This window comes from Roseobacter sp. CCS2, assembly GCF_000169435.1.
In the GTDB taxonomy this organism is placed as follows: Bacteria; Pseudomonadota; Alphaproteobacteria; order Rhodobacterales; family Rhodobacteraceae; genus Yoonia.
The window spans coordinates 35,211-49,841 of record NZ_AAYB01000007.1 but is presented as its reverse complement, the minus strand read 5'-3'; the positions used below and the strand labels follow the sequence as shown (position 1 = coordinate 49,841).

The 14,631-nt window shown below is 55.1% G+C and carries 11 protein-coding genes; 6 read left to right on the top strand and 5 right to left on the bottom strand.

Annotated features, from left to right (window positions below):
- Positions 1 to 4: 4 nt before the first annotated feature.
- Together mfd and RCCS2_RS16145 are read right to left on the bottom strand one after the other, a co-directional pair.
- Complete coding sequence (gene mfd / locus RCCS2_RS16150; protein ID WP_008236213.1) at positions 5 to 3,451, bottom strand: transcription-repair coupling factor; 3,447 nt, start codon at positions 3,449 to 3,451, stop codon at positions 5 to 7.
- Between the two features lie 38 nt (positions 3,452 to 3,489).
- On the bottom strand, positions 3,490 to 4,014 hold the full coding sequence (locus RCCS2_RS16145) for a hypothetical protein (RefSeq protein WP_037294377.1): 525 nt from the start codon (positions 4,012 to 4,014) through the stop codon (positions 3,490 to 3,492).
- A gap of 126 nt (positions 4,015 to 4,140) precedes the next feature.
- Here RCCS2_RS16145 and hemB point away from each other — a divergent pair, with 126 nt between their 5' ends.
- A complete protein-coding gene (gene hemB, locus RCCS2_RS16140) occupies positions 4,141 to 5,139 on the top strand; it encodes a porphobilinogen synthase (RefSeq protein WP_008236211.1) in 999 nt (332 codons plus the stop codon).
- Here hemB and RCCS2_RS16135 read toward each other — a convergent pair.
- Positions 5,136 to 5,744, bottom strand: coding sequence for a hypothetical protein (locus RCCS2_RS16135; RefSeq protein ID WP_037294375.1), 609 nt, complete (start codon positions 5,742 to 5,744; stop codon positions 5,136 to 5,138). The genes hemB and RCCS2_RS16135 overlap by 4 nt on opposite strands.
- A 187-nt stretch (positions 5,745 to 5,931) precedes the next feature.
- On the opposite strand from RCCS2_RS16135, the gene RCCS2_RS16130 reads away from it, so the two are divergent.
- From RCCS2_RS16130 to RCCS2_RS16120, 3 genes are all read left to right on the top strand, one after another.
- Positions 5,932 to 6,195: a hypothetical protein gene (locus RCCS2_RS16130; protein ID WP_008236203.1), complete on the top strand. Its 264-nt coding sequence runs from the start codon at positions 5,932 to 5,934 to the stop codon at positions 6,193 to 6,195.
- A 113-nt stretch (positions 6,196 to 6,308) separates the two neighbouring features.
- On the top strand, positions 6,309 to 7,442 hold the full coding sequence (locus RCCS2_RS16125) for a sugar-transfer associated ATP-grasp domain-containing protein (protein WP_083791209.1): 1,134 nt from the start codon (positions 6,309 to 6,311) through the stop codon (positions 7,440 to 7,442).
- Positions 7,443 to 7,584: 142 nt separating this feature from the next.
- Complete coding sequence (locus RCCS2_RS16120) at positions 7,585 to 8,142, top strand: YSC84-related protein (protein ID WP_037294373.1); 558 nt, start codon at positions 7,585 to 7,587, stop codon at positions 8,140 to 8,142.
- Here RCCS2_RS16120 and RCCS2_RS16115 read toward each other — a convergent pair.
- Positions 8,139 to 10,550, bottom strand: a complete 2,412-nt coding sequence (locus RCCS2_RS16115) for a GcvT family protein (RefSeq protein WP_008236199.1) — start codon at positions 10,548 to 10,550, stop codon at positions 8,139 to 8,141. The two genes, RCCS2_RS16120 and RCCS2_RS16115, sit on opposite strands and share 4 nt — an antisense overlap.
- Before the next feature lie 149 nt (positions 10,551 to 10,699).
- Between RCCS2_RS16115 and RCCS2_RS16110 the strand changes: the two genes are divergently transcribed.
- Together RCCS2_RS16110 and RCCS2_RS16105 are read left to right on the top strand one after the other, a co-directional pair.
- On the top strand, positions 10,700 to 13,108 hold the full coding sequence (locus RCCS2_RS16110) for a GcvT family protein (protein ID WP_008236198.1): 2,409 nt from the start codon (positions 10,700 to 10,702) through the stop codon (positions 13,106 to 13,108).
- Positions 13,105 to 13,695, top strand: coding sequence for a nucleotidyltransferase family protein (locus tag RCCS2_RS16105; RefSeq protein WP_008236197.1), 591 nt, complete (start codon positions 13,105 to 13,107; stop codon positions 13,693 to 13,695). The genes RCCS2_RS16110 and RCCS2_RS16105 overlap by 4 nt, the downstream gene beginning before the upstream one ends.
- Here the strand turns inward: RCCS2_RS16105 and RCCS2_RS16100 are convergent.
- Complete coding sequence (locus tag RCCS2_RS16100; protein WP_008236196.1) at positions 13,685 to 14,482, bottom strand: Hint domain-containing protein; 798 nt, start codon at positions 14,480 to 14,482, stop codon at positions 13,685 to 13,687. The two genes, RCCS2_RS16105 and RCCS2_RS16100, sit on opposite strands and share 11 nt — an antisense overlap.
- Positions 14,483 to 14,631: the final 149 nt, after the last annotated feature.

Sequence of the window (14,631 nt, the reverse complement as noted above, 5' to 3'; positions counted from 1 at the left end):
CAAGTTAGCCAGCCTTTTTCTTTTCTTCGGCCAGCTTTTGCGCCAGATCACGCGCAATATTGAACGCACCTTGGATCTTGTCGCGTTCTTTGGCCCAATCGCGGCGCACAACGATCTTGTTGTCTTTGACCTTGGCCATGCCGTTTTGCGCGCCGATAAATTCAACCAACCCTTGCGGTGAGGCGAATTTGTCATTGTGAAACTGGATTGTCGCCCCTTTTGGCCCGGCATCCAGTTTCGCAATCCCGGCGCGTTTACACATCGCCTTGATCCGCACCACCAGCATCAGGGTGTTCACCTCGCGTGGCAGCTTGCCAAACCGGTCAATCAGTTCGGCTGCGAAACCTTCCAGTTCGACCTTGGTCGTCAGTTCCGACAGGCGCCGATAAAGCCCCAGTCGCACATCCAGATCAGGCACATAATCGTCCGGGATCAATACAGGCACGCCAAGATTGATCTGCGGCGCCCATTGCCCATCATCAATAATGCCTTCGGCCTGACCTGACCGGATGGCGGCGATCTGATCTTCCAGCATTTGCTGGTAAAGTTCATACCCCACTTCGCGCATTTGCCCTGATTGTTCTTCACCCAGCAGGTTACCTGCGCCGCGAATATCAAGGTCTTGGGACGCCAGCGTAAAGCCCGCACCCAGCGTATCAATCGACCCCAGCACACGCAGCCGTTTCTGTGCTGTATCGGTCAGTTTCTGGCGCGGTTTCGTCGTCAGATACGCATAGGCGCGGGTCTTGGACCGACCCACCCTGCCCCTGATCTGGTACAGTTGGCTAAGGCCGAACATATCAGACCGCCACACGATCATTGTGTTCGCCGTTGGGATATCGAGGCCGCTTTCAACGATAGTTGTCGCCAGCAGTACATCATATTTACCGTCGTAGAAGGCGTTCATCCGGTCATCAAGCTCACCTGCCGCCATTTGACCTGTTGCCGAAATATAGGTGACTTCAGGCACCTCGCGTTTAAGGAAATCCTCCATCTCGGCCATGTCGCTGATCCGGGGCACAACCACAAAGGATTGCCCGCCACGGTAATGTTCGCGCAAAAGCGCCTCGCGCACAGTGATCGTGTCGAATTCACTGACGTAGGTACGGATCGCCAAACGGTCGATGGGTGGTGTGCCGATGATCGACAGATCGCGAACGCCTGACAGTGACAATTGCAGCGTGCGTGGAATGGGGGTCGCGGTCAGCGTTAAGACATGCACATCGGTGCGCAACTGCTTAAGCCGCTCTTTATGCTGTACCCCAAATTTCTGTTCTTCATCAATGACAAGCAAGCCAAGGTTCTTGAACCGCACGCCTTTGGCCAGCAAGGCATGGGTGCCAACAACGATATCGACAGTCCCTTTGGTCAGGCCATCACGAGTTAGGTTTGCATCTTTCGTCGACACAAAACGCGATAGCGGGCGCACGGTAACGGGAAAGCCCCGGAACCGTTCTGCAAAATTCTGATAGTGCTGACGCGCCAGCAATGTTGTCGGCGCGATGATCGCCACCTGCACACCGGACAGCGCTGCGATAAAGGCCGCGCGGATGGCAACTTCGGTCTTGCCAAAGCCAACGTCGCCGCAGATCAGCCGGTCCATCGGTTTGCCCGATCCCAAATCGGTCAGCACATCTTCAATAGCCGCCAATTGATCATCGGTTTCAACGTATGGAAAGCGCGCCAAAAACTGATCCCAAAGCCCGTCTGGCGGATCAAGTGCCGGTGCCGTCCGTAATTCCCGCTCTGCCGCAACCCGGATCAGCCGTTCGGCAATCTGGCGGATACGTTCTTTTAGCTTCGCCTTTTTGGCCTGCCACGCGCCACCGCCCAGTTTGTCCAGCAGCCCGGTTTCGTGCCCATACTTCGACAGCAGTTCGATGTTCTCAACCGGTAGATAAAGTTTTGAATCTTCGGCATATTCCAGCAGCAGGCATTCATGTGCTGCACCAAGGGCGGTTACAACCTCCATGCCCGTATACCGACCGACACCGTGGTCCACATGGACCACCAGGTCGCCGGGGCTCAGGCTGTTGGCCTCGCTCAGGAAGTTTTCGGCCCGGCGTTTGCGTTTGGTTTGCCGGATCAAACGGTCGCCCAGCACGTCCTGTTCTGAAATCACAGTCAGGCCCGGTGCTTCGAACCCATGGTCCAGCGCCCAGACGGCCAGATGCACGCCCCTTTTGCCGATCCGGCTGAAATCTGTGACGCTGATGGCCTCAACCACGCCTTCGTCCTCAATCAACCCTTCCAGACGTTCGCGCGCACCTTCCGAGTATGAGGCGATCACGACCGGTCCATCGTTCAGTTTTGTCTTCACATGATCGGCCAAAGCACTGAAAAGACTGATTTGTTCTTGCTGCCGTTCTGGCGAAAAATTCCGCCCAATCCGCCCGCCTGCATCAATTACACCGGGGCCGGTGGCCTGTTTGAGGGGCGAAAACTGCATAACACGGCGGTCCGCGACAGCAGCTTCCCATGCGGCATCATCAAGATACAAAAGCTCAGGAGGTGCGGGTTTATAAACGCTGTCCATACGGCCTTTTTGGCTGAGCGCATGCATCCGCGTGCCATATTGATTGGCGATGCTATCCCAGCGCGCAACGCGCATTGGCGTCATCTGGTCATCAAGGGTCACTGTGGCCTTGGGCAGGTAATCGAAAAGCGTTTCCAGATCATCTTGAAAGAACCCTAGCCAGTGTTCAACGCCCGCATGTTTGCGCCCGGCTGAAACTGCTTCGTACAAAGGATCATCGGTGCCTGCCGCCCCAAATTCCAACCTGTAATTCTGACGAAAGCGGGTGATTGCGGCCTCATCCAGAATAACCTCGGACACAGGGGCCAGTTCAACCTCTGCAAGCTTTTCGGTGGTGCGTTGTGTCGCGGGATCAAAGCGGCGGGCACCATCAAGGACATCGCCGAAAAGGTCTAACCTGACAGGGCCAGATTGGCCCGGCGGATAGATGTCGATGATACCGCCCCGGATCGCATAATCACCTGCCTCCATCACGGTGGGGCTTTGGGTAAAGCCCATGCGGACAAGAAACTGGCGCAACGCCTCTTCATCCATCCGCTTACCGACTGTTGCCTGAAACGCTGCCTCGCGCAGCAGGCTGCGTGCGGGCACGCGTTGGGTGGCCGCTGACAGGGTTGTCAGGATGATAAATTGCTCTGGCATCCCATGTACCAAAGCAGCAAGTGTCGCCATACGGGCGGCTGAAATATCGGTGTTTGGGGAAACCCGATCGTAAGGCAGGCAATCCCATGCGGGGAACACAAAAATCGGTGTTTGCGGCGCAAAGAATGCTAGCGCCGACTGCATCGCCGCCAGCCGTTTATCATCACGCGCCACATGCAAAACAGGCGTGCCTTTGCCAAGTTCGGCCAAGATCAGTTGCGCATCATACCCTTCGGGCGCGCCGCTGACGGTGATGTGTTTGGGATCAGACATGCCGCTGACCTACCCCGCGCGCTTGTGGTGTCAACCGATTAGAAGAACTGCTGCGCGGAAATGACAACATACATTCCGTACATCGCTGAAAAGAACAGTGCCAGCATTGCAACGACCTGGGTCCAAAGCCGCACAAGAAACAGACGTTTGACAAGGGCACGTCCATGCAAAGGCGTATGGTGCAATTGATGCGCCAGCCGCACGTTGATGGCCACAACAATGGTCAATGGTGCCGCCAAGACAAACAGCCCCTGCGCCAATTCGAACCCGTAAACAAAGCCAGCGACACCCAGTGAGCATAGAAAAAAGCCAATCAGACCTGCCGCTGATATCCCGAACACATGATCAGTCCGAACAATCCGGCGGGCGTTGATATCTATCAGCGCCTCCAGGTCGGCCAATTCCTGTTCGGCGCATTTGCGCGCCCGAAACAGCATGTCGAATGGCACACCGATCAACCAGTTTCCGGCAATCGACCATGTGACAATCACAACGAGCCAATACCAAAAGCTGGTAAATGTCTGTAGGTCAATCAATCGCGCCAGTGCGAGCGTCCAGTCCAAGCGTCTTATCCAGTCATAATGCGTGTCTTGCGCGGAACCTAGCGCCCTGTTCCCGACTTGCCCAGCCTTGTGATGCGGCAAAATCCATGCCACCAAGAAATTACCACTAAAAGAGGCTGCTGACCCATGAAACCGACGATTGCCCCCTACCCTGCGACACGGCTGCGCCGGATGCGGCAAAGCCCCGCGCTCCGCGCTTTGGCCCGGCAGAACACGCTGACTGTGGACGACCTGATCTGGCCCATCTTTGTGATGGACGGCAAGGATGATGAAACGCCAGTCGCCTCTATGCCTGGCGTGGTCCGCCGCACGGTAGACCGCGTCGCATCAGCTGCGAAAGAGGCGCAAGCCCTTGGTATCCCCGCTATTTGTGTCTTTCCCTATACCGGAATGGACGCCCGTACCGAAGATTGCGCAATGGCGTGGGATCCGAACAATCCGGCAAATCAGGCCATCCGCGCGATCAAGGATGCCGCCCCCGATATCGCCGTGATGACCGATATCGCGCTGGACACCTACAACATCAACGGCCACGACGGATTTGTTGAAAACGGTGAGATCGTCAATGACCGCTCGGTTGCGGCCTTGGTCAAAATGGCACTTGCGCAAGCAGAGGCCGGGGCGGATATTCTGGGACCGTCGGATATGATGGACGGGCGGATCGGGGCAATCCGTACAGCGCTTGAAGCAGATGGTCACCAGAACGTCGCGATCCTGAGCTATACGGCGAAATACGCATCCAGTTTTTATGGCCCGTTCCGTGATGCGGTTGGGGCCTCATCCGCGCTGACCGGCGACAAGAACACCTATCAGATGGACCCCGGCAATAGCGACGAGGCATTACGTCTGGTAGAGCGTGATTTGTCCGAAGGTGCCGATATGATCATGGTTAAACCCGGCATGCCGTATCTGGATATCTGCCGCCGTGTAAAAGACAGTTTCGGCGTGCCAACCTATGCTTATCAGGTCAGTGGGGAATACGCGATGATACAGGCGGCCGCGCAAAACGGCTGGCTTGATGGTGACAAGGTCATGATGGAAAGCTTGCTGGCGTTCAAACGCGCAGGTTGCGACGGCATCCTGACCTATTTTGCACCTGCCGCCGCAAAGCTAATGCGAGGTTAGAGCAACGCAATCAGTTGTTTCGTCATATCGGGATCGCGCGATGCCGGTGGAAGGTTGCGATCATACGCGGCCTTCAGAAGTTTGCGCATGTCCTGACTTGGCGCCCAGACATCATCTGTTTGCTCAACAACAGGCTTTTGCAAAACACCCAGTGAAAAATTCAAATGTGTTAGCAAAACTTGCGCCATGCCAATGCGCGACGGGGCATAGTCCTTTAGACGGCTGCGCATATCATAGACACCAAGCGCATACAGGATACGGCCGTCATCATCATAAATGAACCTGCGAAACTGCGTCGCTTTCGTTGCCTTCATATGTTCAGTCAACTTTACTAGATCGAATATGTGATCGACGCCAAAAGGCATATTTAACAGCGCATCCCAGCCATCAATGAAAACAAAGATACTGTTTGCATGGTTCTGCTTGGTTGGCTGTGAAAAAGCGTGATCCGTTATCCCGGTGATGGTTTCATAAGCCGCATCAAAAGCAGACTTCATTTCTGGTCCGGCACCCAAAAGTTCAGGAACAATGGTCTGCCCCCAACGCGCAAAACGGAACCTACCACCGTGCTGCTGGAAACATGCATTCAAGTACTGTTGGTTCATATTTCAGCTCCAAATCACGCTGTCTGTTTCACAGGGTTCACGCCTTATGCAAAATTGCGACAGATCAGCAAAAACCACTGAATAATAATTTAAATCAAATTTTTCATATTGACACAAAGGCTGCAAAATATTGTCTTAAAGTTGTGTGATGAGGCCAGTGCTCTTCTATGTTAAAAGGAAATGAAACATGAAATTCAATAATATCGTCGCGATGATTGCTGCAACCTGTGGTGTTACAACTGCACATGCAGGCGGTCTTTCCCCTGAAATCGTGGAGTCGTCACCGGTTGATCCCGCGCCAGCCGCCGCTGCATCATCTGTCAATCCGGCGTATATTGTTGTTGGTATCCTCGCTGCGCTGCTAATCGGCGCGGCAGTGTCCAGCGATAATGACTCAGGCGGATCCGACGAACCTGAGGAACCTTTATGCGGACGTGGATCCGAATGCTAATTCCTAACGGAATATAGCGACTTTATTTTACCGAAGGGGAAGTGGATTGTCGCTTCCCTTTTTGGTTTCGCCAGTTTCACTTTATCTATCTTGCAGGTGCGATACACAGCGTAATGGCGATCTTAGTACTAACACTTCCCAAGCGAGACTTGAATGTCGCGAAATACATGACATGGGTTCAGCAGCACGGGTATCGCGACCGCGTCAAGCAACTGATTGATCTGGTGCGACTGGGCCGCCGTCGTGGTTTCGGAGCCAATGAGTATTTTCTTTATGCATTCTTTGCCAAAGAAAGGCCTGTTGAAGCTGCCAAAAACTATGTTTCGACCCGATCGTCCCGGCGATTGTCCCTAACGCTGTCCCCATTCGGGATTAACGGTCAACATGGCTTGTTTAACGACAAGGCGTTGACCGGAGTACTGTTGCGCAGTCTGGGTTTTCCCACGTCGGTTGATCTGGCGATTTATCACCCAACCAGAGCATTTCCGCATGCGACTGGCCTATCTTGCAAGCAAGACATTCAAAGATTTCTAGGCGACGCACAGAATTATCCGTGTTTTGGCAAACCGCTTAATCTATCGCGAAGCATCGGGGCCGTCAGTTTGTTGGATGTGTCCGATAATGCTGTCGAAATTGCCGATGGCCGCGTTGTGCCATTGGATGAACTTGCAACTGAAATCGCCACGCAGTTTCCCGACGGCTATCTTTTTCAGCAGTGCTTGCAGCCGCATCAGCGACTCCGCGCTATCACCGGACCAACGGCGGCAACTTTGCGTGTCGTGACCCTTAGAACCAGCACCGATATATCATGCCTTTATACGGTACAAAAACTGCCACCCGTGGGGGCAATGACCGATGGTTTTGCAAGCCACGGGGCCAACGCGATGTGCTGGGTCGACCATACCACAGGCACAATCAGGCGCGCCCAGAATATGGGACGGATGAACATTAATGCGCTGGACACGTCACCCCATGGCGATCTGCCATTAAACGACTATAGCTTGCCTGATGTACCGGCAGCCGTCGATATATGCCAATCAGTGCACGCGTTGATGCCGCAGCATGGCGTGCTTGGCTTTGATATCGTTCTTTCAGACCAAGGCCCCGTCATCAATGAAATCAATGCTTTGCCAATTCATGCCATCTTTCAACGGGCCGCGGACCAAGGGATCATGAACGATGAGCGCTCTGAAACCATCAATGACGCGATCGCGGAAACCAGACGGCTGGCAAACGCACTTGGATGATGCTTGCAAAACATAACCGACAGGGGCTTACACTGTTGTATCGCCTTTTGGCTTCTTGCGTGACAGCGCGACGCGCCTGGCTTATAGTCTTTGCATAAGGGGCGAAAAACGTCCTCATCACAGGCAAATAGGCGGATCTATCATGAAAAATATATCAAGGCGCAGTTTTGCGTTGGGGACTCTGGCGGCATCAACGCTGGCAGCATGCAGCAATGGCATCGGCAGCCCCGGTGCGGCGACAATTGATGCACGTGTCGACACCACATTGAATGGCATGTTTGCAGAATTCCCGGGAACACGAAACTTAGCCTCGCAAGCAGCGGGCATCTTGGTGATGCCACTTGTGACCGAAATCGGCCTTGGACTGGGTGGATCCTTCGGGCGTGGTGCGTTGCGTGTCGGATCATCGACAGTGGACTACTATTCAGCCACGTCTGGCAGCGCTGGTCTGCAAATCGGCGCGCAGCAGTTCAGCCATGTGTTATTCTTTATGACACCAGAAGCATTGCTGGAATTCCGCCGTGGTCCCGGTTGGGCGGCGGGTGCGGATATCGAATACGCGTTCCGCGATCAAAGCGAGATGCTGCGCGCAGAAACGACCACATCGCTGGCCCCTGTCATCGCCGTTGTATTTGCGCAGACCGGCCTGCGCATTGGTGCAACGCTGGAAGGTACGAAGTACACGCGCATCATTCCTTAACCGCGCAATCGTTTCCCGGCGGGGTCAAACGGTGGCTCCGCCAGAACCACACCGCGATGCGGTTTGCCAAGGATCATCACATCAACGGCCGTACCCGCAGCGACGTCTTTGAGGTATCCAAGCGCCAGTGATTTTTTCACGCTGTAGCCATAGGTCCCCGAGGTGACGCGCCCGACCGGCGTGCCATCGGGCAGAAAGATCGGCTCGCCTCCTGTTGCGTCAGCGTTGGTGATATCCTGCACCTCGATCAAGGATAACATTTCGCGCGGTACGTTATCTTTGATCTTCAGATAGCTGTCTTTATTGAGGAAATTTTTATCCAGCTTTATCAAACGATCCAGTCCAACCTCTTGTGGCCAGTACTCTGGTGAATATTCGCGCCCCCAACTGCCGTACCCCTTTTCAATACGCAACGACATCAGCGCGCGCGACCCGACCGGGCCAGCGCTAAGATTTTTGCCCGCGTCAAGCAACGCCTGATAAAGCTGCAATTGATCGCTTTGGGCGCAATGCAACTCCCATCCCAGATCGCCAGTAAATGAGACACGCAAGGCGATCACATCAATGCCCCCAACAGTCATTCTTTGCGAGCGCATGAAAGGAAAAGCATCGGTGCTTAGGTCTGCATCGGTCATGGGCGACAGCAAAGCGCGCGATAGCGGGCCAGCAACATTGAAACCGCACATGCCATCTGTGAGGCTTTCAAAACGTGTACCTTTCGGTAGCGGCACGTCTTTCCAGAACCGCTGATGATAGCGTTCTGCGGCACCACCGCCGATGATCATAAATTCGTCGTCCGCAAGTCGGGTGACAGTAAAATCGCCCGCAATGCCGCCGTTTTTCCCGATCAGGGGCGTCAAACAGGATCGCCCAACCGTTTTTGGCATGATGTTGGCAAAGACGGCGTTCAACCAACTTTCGGCATCAGACCCTTTGGCGATGTATTTGGCAAAGTTCGAAATATCAATGATACCAGCCGCCTGGCGCAGCATGCGTGCCTCATTGCCAACAGGTTCGAACCAGTTTTGGCGTGTGAACCCATTGGTGTCTTCGGTTCCGGGCGTGTCAGCAAACCACAACGGATGCTCCCATCCATAGTTCAGGCCAAAAACAGCGCCCATCGCCTGTTGCGTCTCATAGGCCGGACGCGTGCGCACAGGCCGGCCGGCCGTGCGTTCTTCGTTGGGAAAATGAATGGCAAAGCGTTTGGCATATTGGTCGCCTACACGCGCCTTAGTGAATGCCGCATCGGCCCAAGGCCCGAACCGCGCGACATCCCAAGCGAACATATCATAGTCGCTTTCGCCGTTGATGATCCATTGCGCGGCCATCAGGCCCATACCGCCAGATTGACTGAACCCCGGAATGATTCCGTTACAACAGAAATAATTGCGCAAATCGGGATGCGGGCCGTAAAGCACGTTGCTATCGGGCGACCAGATCATGGGGCCATTGATCACCCGCTTAATCCCGGCCTCACCTACCGCAGGCACACGGTCAATCGCGCGCATCATGTTGTCTTCGATCCGTTCCAGATCGTCTGCGAACAGCTCATGACCGAACCCTTGGGGGGTGCCATCCTCAGCCCAGAACCGCACGTCCTGTTCATATGCGCCAACCAGCAACCCCTGCCCCTCTTGGCGCAGGTAGTATTCGCCGTCACGGTCGGCAACAGACGGCAGACGGCGGTCCATCGCTGCGATTTCCGCAATGGTTTCTGTCACAAAATACTGGTGTTCCGTCGGCAGCAGCGGCAGGTCAATGCCTGCAAGCTTGGCGACCTCGCGCCCCCAAAGGCCTGCTGAATTGATGACCCATTCGGTCTTGATATTGCCTTTGGGTGTTTCAACCACCCAAGACCCATCCGGCTGCGGCACAGTCGCTGTCACGGGCGTAAAGCGATAAATCTCTGCCCCTTTTTGCCGCGCGCCAATCGCGTAGGCGTTGGTCACGCCGGACGGATCAACATTGCCTCCATCAGGTTCAAACATAATGCAGCGAATACCATCGTAATCGACCAGCGGGTGCAGGCGTTCAGCTTCGGCCCGGTCGACCTCATAAAAGTTCATGCCATAAAATTTGGCTTTCGCTGCCTGTAGACGCAGCTGATGTTCGCGCGCTTCTGTTTGCGCCAGATACAGCGATCCGGGCTGGAAGACACCGCAGGACTGTCCCGTTTCCTCTTCCAGCGCGTTGTACAGGTTCATCGTATAGTGCTGAATGCGGCTGATATTTGTGCTGTCATGCAGCCCGTGAATGTTGGCGGCGGCGTGCCACGTGGACCCGGATGTCAATTCATCGCGTTCCAGCAAGACAACGTCGGTCCAGCCTAATTTTGCCAGATGGTAGAGGATGGAACAACCGATCACGCCGCCCCCGATGACAACGGCTTGGGCATGTGTGCGCATCGGAGAAACCTTTCGTTTGATGACATCTTCACCGTCTGCAATGGTGCGCGCAAGCGATAGCCATTCACCGACACCTCATGTCGCTTTCTGAACCGCTTGTGGTTTTTTCAACGGCATATTGTCTGAGACAAAGAAGAGGAGTGTGCATCATGAAAACCACAAGCAGAGCCGTGATTATCGGAGGCGGCGTGGTAGGTGCATCGGTGCTTTATCACCTGACAAAACTGGGCTGGTCGGATGTGATGCTGGTGGAGCGATCGGAGTTAACGTCAGGGTCTACATGGCACGCCGCTGGTGGGTTTCATACGCTCAATGGCGACACGAACATGGCGGCTTTGCAGGGCTATACCATCAAGCTTTATCGTGAACTGGAAGAAATCACAGGTATGTCCTGCGGCTTGCACCACGTCGGTGGCGTGACCTTGGCCGACAACCAAGACCGTTTTGATATGCTGGTCGCAGAGCGCGCCAAGCACCGTTATATGGGGTTGGAGACCGAGATTATTGGCCCCGCTGAAATTGCCAAGATTGCGCCGATCACGAACCTCGATGGTATCGTCGGCGGCTTATATGATCCGCTTGATGGGCATCTGGACCCTTCGGGAACCACCCATGCCTACGCCAAGGCGGCACGCATGGGCGGGGCCACCATTGAACTGCACACCAAGGTAATTGACACCAACCAGCGTGCAGACGGCACATGGGACGTGGTGACCGACAAGGGGACGATCCATGCAGAACATGTGGTGAATGCCGCAGGTCTTTGGGCGCGCGAGGTCGCGGCGATGGCAGGATCGTATGTGCCGCTGCACCCGATGGAACACCAGTATATCGTCACCGATGATCTGCCAGAAATTTACGAACGAGACGCCGAACACCCCCATGTGATGGACCCTGCCGGCGAAAGCTATCTACGCCAGGAAGGGCGCGGGCTGTGTATCGGGTTCTATGAGCAGACGTGTGTGCCTTGGGCTGTGGATGGCACGCCATGGGATTTTGGGCATGAATTGCTGCCCGATAACCTAGATAAGATCGCGGATTCGATTGATTTTGCCTACAAGCGCTTCCCTGTGCTGGAACGCGCTGGCGTGAAATCAGTGATCCACGGCCCCTTCACCTTTGCCCCGGATGGCAATCCACTTGTCGGGCCGGTTCCCGGTTTGCGTAACTACTGGTCCGCCTGCGGTGTCATGGCGGGGTTCAGTCAAGGCGGCGGTGTCGGATTGATGCTGGCGCAGTGGATTACGATGGGCGAATGCGAACGTGATGTGACCGCGATGGACGTGGGGCGTTACGGTAAATGGATCACACCGGGATACACGCGACCAAAGGTGATTGAGAATTACCAGAACCGGTTCTCTGTCAGCTATCCGAACGAAGAACTGCCTGCCGCCCGCCCCCACCGCACGACGCCGATGTACGATATCTTCAGTGATCTGGGTGCCGTTTGGGGGCATCAGTTTGGGCTGGAGGTGGCCAATTACTTTGCCCAAGATGGTGAGCCCAGTTATGAAACGCCCACTTTCCGCCGCTCGGATGCATTCGCCGCGACCGAGCGAGAGGTGAAGGCGGTGCGCAGTGGCGTGGGCATCAACGAAGTGCAAAACTTTGGAAAGTTTGCGATCACAGGCAGCGGCGCACGTGCTTGGCTAGACCGGATCATGGCGGGCCGCATCCCACAGCCGGGCCGGATGTCACTGACGCCGATGCTGTCACCCAAAGGCAGGCTTTGGGGTGATTTCACAGTGTCTTGTCTGAGCGAGACAGCGTTTCAAATCACTGCTAGCTATGGCGCGCAAAATATCCACCATCGCTGGTTTATGCAAAATGCCAGTTCAGACGCACATGTCGAAAATATCTCTGACCGTCGCACCGGGTTTCAGATTGCAGGGCCAAAGGCGCGTGATCTGCTGGCCGCCTGTACCCGCGATGATGTATCAGCGATAAAATTCATGGATGTGCGCCGCATGACCGTTGGCCAGGTGGACTGCATCGTGCAGCGCGTCAGCTATACCGGTGATCTGGGGTATGAGATTTACTGCGACGCGATGGACCAGCGCCAGTTGTGGTGGGCTTTGTGGCAAGCGGGTCAACCGATGGGGATCACGCACTTTGGTATGCGCGCCATGATGTCACTGCGGCTGGACCGGTTCTTTGGCTCTTGGTTGGCAGAATTCTCGCCCGACTACACCGCGGCTGAAACAGGTATGGACCGCTTTATCAGCTTCAAAAAGAACGTGAATTTCATTGGTCGTGCCGCGGCAGAGGCCGAGCGCGCCAATCCCCCTGCCCGCATATCTGTCGCCTTTGAGGTTGACGCTGATGATGCCGATGTCGTGGCTTATGAACCGGTGTTCATCGACGGTACCGTGCAGGGCTTTTGCACATCAGGCGGGTATTCGCATCATGCTGGTAAATCCATTGCGCTGGCTTTGGTGCCTCGTGCCTTGGCCACAGATGATCTGAAAGTCGAGATTGAGATTATGGGCCAGTTGCGCCCGGCCTGCCGGATCACAACACCATTGTTTGATCCTGACTGTACGGCAATGCGCGGATGATCCCGATCCTGATCCTTGCCGCTGGGCAGTCAGCGCGGATGGCAGGCCGCGACAAACTGCTTGAGGATGTGGGTGGCATACCGTTGCTGCGCCGACAGGTTCTGATGGCGCATAATACCAGCCAGCCAGTATATGTTGCCTTGCCGCCGGATGCGGAAGAAAGGCAACGGACGATTGCCGATATCGACGTGTCTATCATAACTGCGCCATCAGCGAATGACGGCATGTCGGCGACCATGCGTGACGCGGTCGCAGCCCTGCCAGAGGTGTCGGCTTTTATGATCACACTGGCTGATCTGATCGCTTTGGAAACATCCGATCTGACCGCAGTGATGGCGGCGCGCACGACGCATCCCGATTTTGTGGTTTGGCGTGGTGCGACGGCAGATGGCAAACCAGGGCATCCGATAGTGCTCGATGCATCCTTGCGTTCTGATTTTGCTGATCTGCAAGGCGACAATGGTGGCGAAAGTATCGTCAAATTGATACGCGACAAAACCTATCTGGTGAAACTGCCGGGCAACCGCGCGCGCTTTGACCTCGACACGCCAGCGGAATGGGCGGCCTGGCGCGCGTCTAAACCTTGAACAACAGTTTGGATTCGCGCCGGCTGAGTGTGCGTCGCGCGGCACCATAGGCGGCAATACCGTCCGAGGTTTCAAGCTCTGGAAACAAAGCAAAAAGCTCTTCCCGCTGCTCTGTATCAAAACCCTTGAGCGTAAAATCAGCGGGTTGAAAGCTTTCGCTCCACGCGCCATCGGACAGCACGATCTCGTGATTTTGGCACATGATATGGATGTAGGTGATGTAGGGTTGGTCGCAGACATCCACCCCCTCCATCCCAAGCATATGGCGGGCGGCGACCAGAATTTCTGACTGGCCGAAATAAAATTCGGCTTGGTGCGACACGATCAACATGCGGTGACTGGGTGATACCAGCATGTCACGTTCGGGCATGTTGTCACCCAGCGCACCGGCCAATATCTTGATCGGGCGTAGTTGAGGTGCGGTCTTTAGGTCAGCGAAATCAAGGCGTTTTGTCCCAACCCAGCTGATGGTTTGGATGCCGTTGTCGCGCGTCAGGATACGATCACCTGATCTAAGCTTTTCGACAAGAACCTCACCATTAGGCGTTGCAATGGCGGTGCCGGGCGTAAAACATGGGACAACGCGGTCAATTTCGGCAAACGTCATTGTGTTGCCATTGGTAAAGGTGACCACCCCGGCATCAGGGTGTGCTGCATCAAACGTGATGAAATCGACGTCGGCCCCGATCAATTTAAGAATGTCGAGACCGGCATCATCAGCATGAAGGCCCGCAGACGCATGACCATTCATGCTGGCGATCAACTGACCACCTGCAATACGTGTCATTGCCTGTCCGTTCCGGGATTTCTGGGGCATCTTCACTACTCTGTCTTATCCACGCGCCGACCTTTGCGGGCCGTCGCTTTATCACTTGTACACCAGACCCCTTAACAGGTCATATCGATCACCCAGCTGATCTTAGGTTTCTTGATTGG

Bases quoted from the DNA above. Each gene is read 5' to 3' on its own strand.
- RCCS2_RS16100 (WP_008236196.1), bottom strand. From the start codon at position 14,482: ATGACACGTATTGCAGGTGGTCAGTTGATCGCCAGCATGAATGGTCAT.
- mfd (WP_008236213.1), bottom strand. From the start codon at position 3,451: ATGTCTGATCCCAAACACATCACCGTCAGCGGCGCGCCCGAAGGGTAT.
- RCCS2_RS16125 (WP_083791209.1), top strand. From the start codon at position 6,309: ATGGCGATCTTAGTACTAACACTTCCCAAGCGAGACTTGAATGTCGCG.
- RCCS2_RS16115 (WP_008236199.1), bottom strand. From the start codon at position 10,550: ATGCGCACACATGCCCAAGCCGTTGTCATCGGGGGCGGCGTGATCGGT.
- RCCS2_RS16105 (WP_008236197.1), top strand. From the start codon at position 13,105: ATGATCCCGATCCTGATCCTTGCCGCTGGGCAGTCAGCGCGGATGGCA.
- RCCS2_RS16130 (WP_008236203.1), top strand. From the start codon at position 5,932: ATGAAATTCAATAATATCGTCGCGATGATTGCTGCAACCTGTGGTGTT.
- RCCS2_RS16120 (WP_037294373.1), top strand. From the start codon at position 7,585: ATGAAAAATATATCAAGGCGCAGTTTTGCGTTGGGGACTCTGGCGGCA.
- hemB (WP_008236211.1), top strand. From the start codon at position 4,141: ATGAAACCGACGATTGCCCCCTACCCTGCGACACGGCTGCGCCGGATG.
- RCCS2_RS16135 (WP_037294375.1), bottom strand. From the start codon at position 5,744: ATGAACCAACAGTACTTGAATGCATGTTTCCAGCAGCACGGTGGTAGG.
- RCCS2_RS16110 (WP_008236198.1), top strand. From the start codon at position 10,700: ATGAAAACCACAAGCAGAGCCGTGATTATCGGAGGCGGCGTGGTAGGT.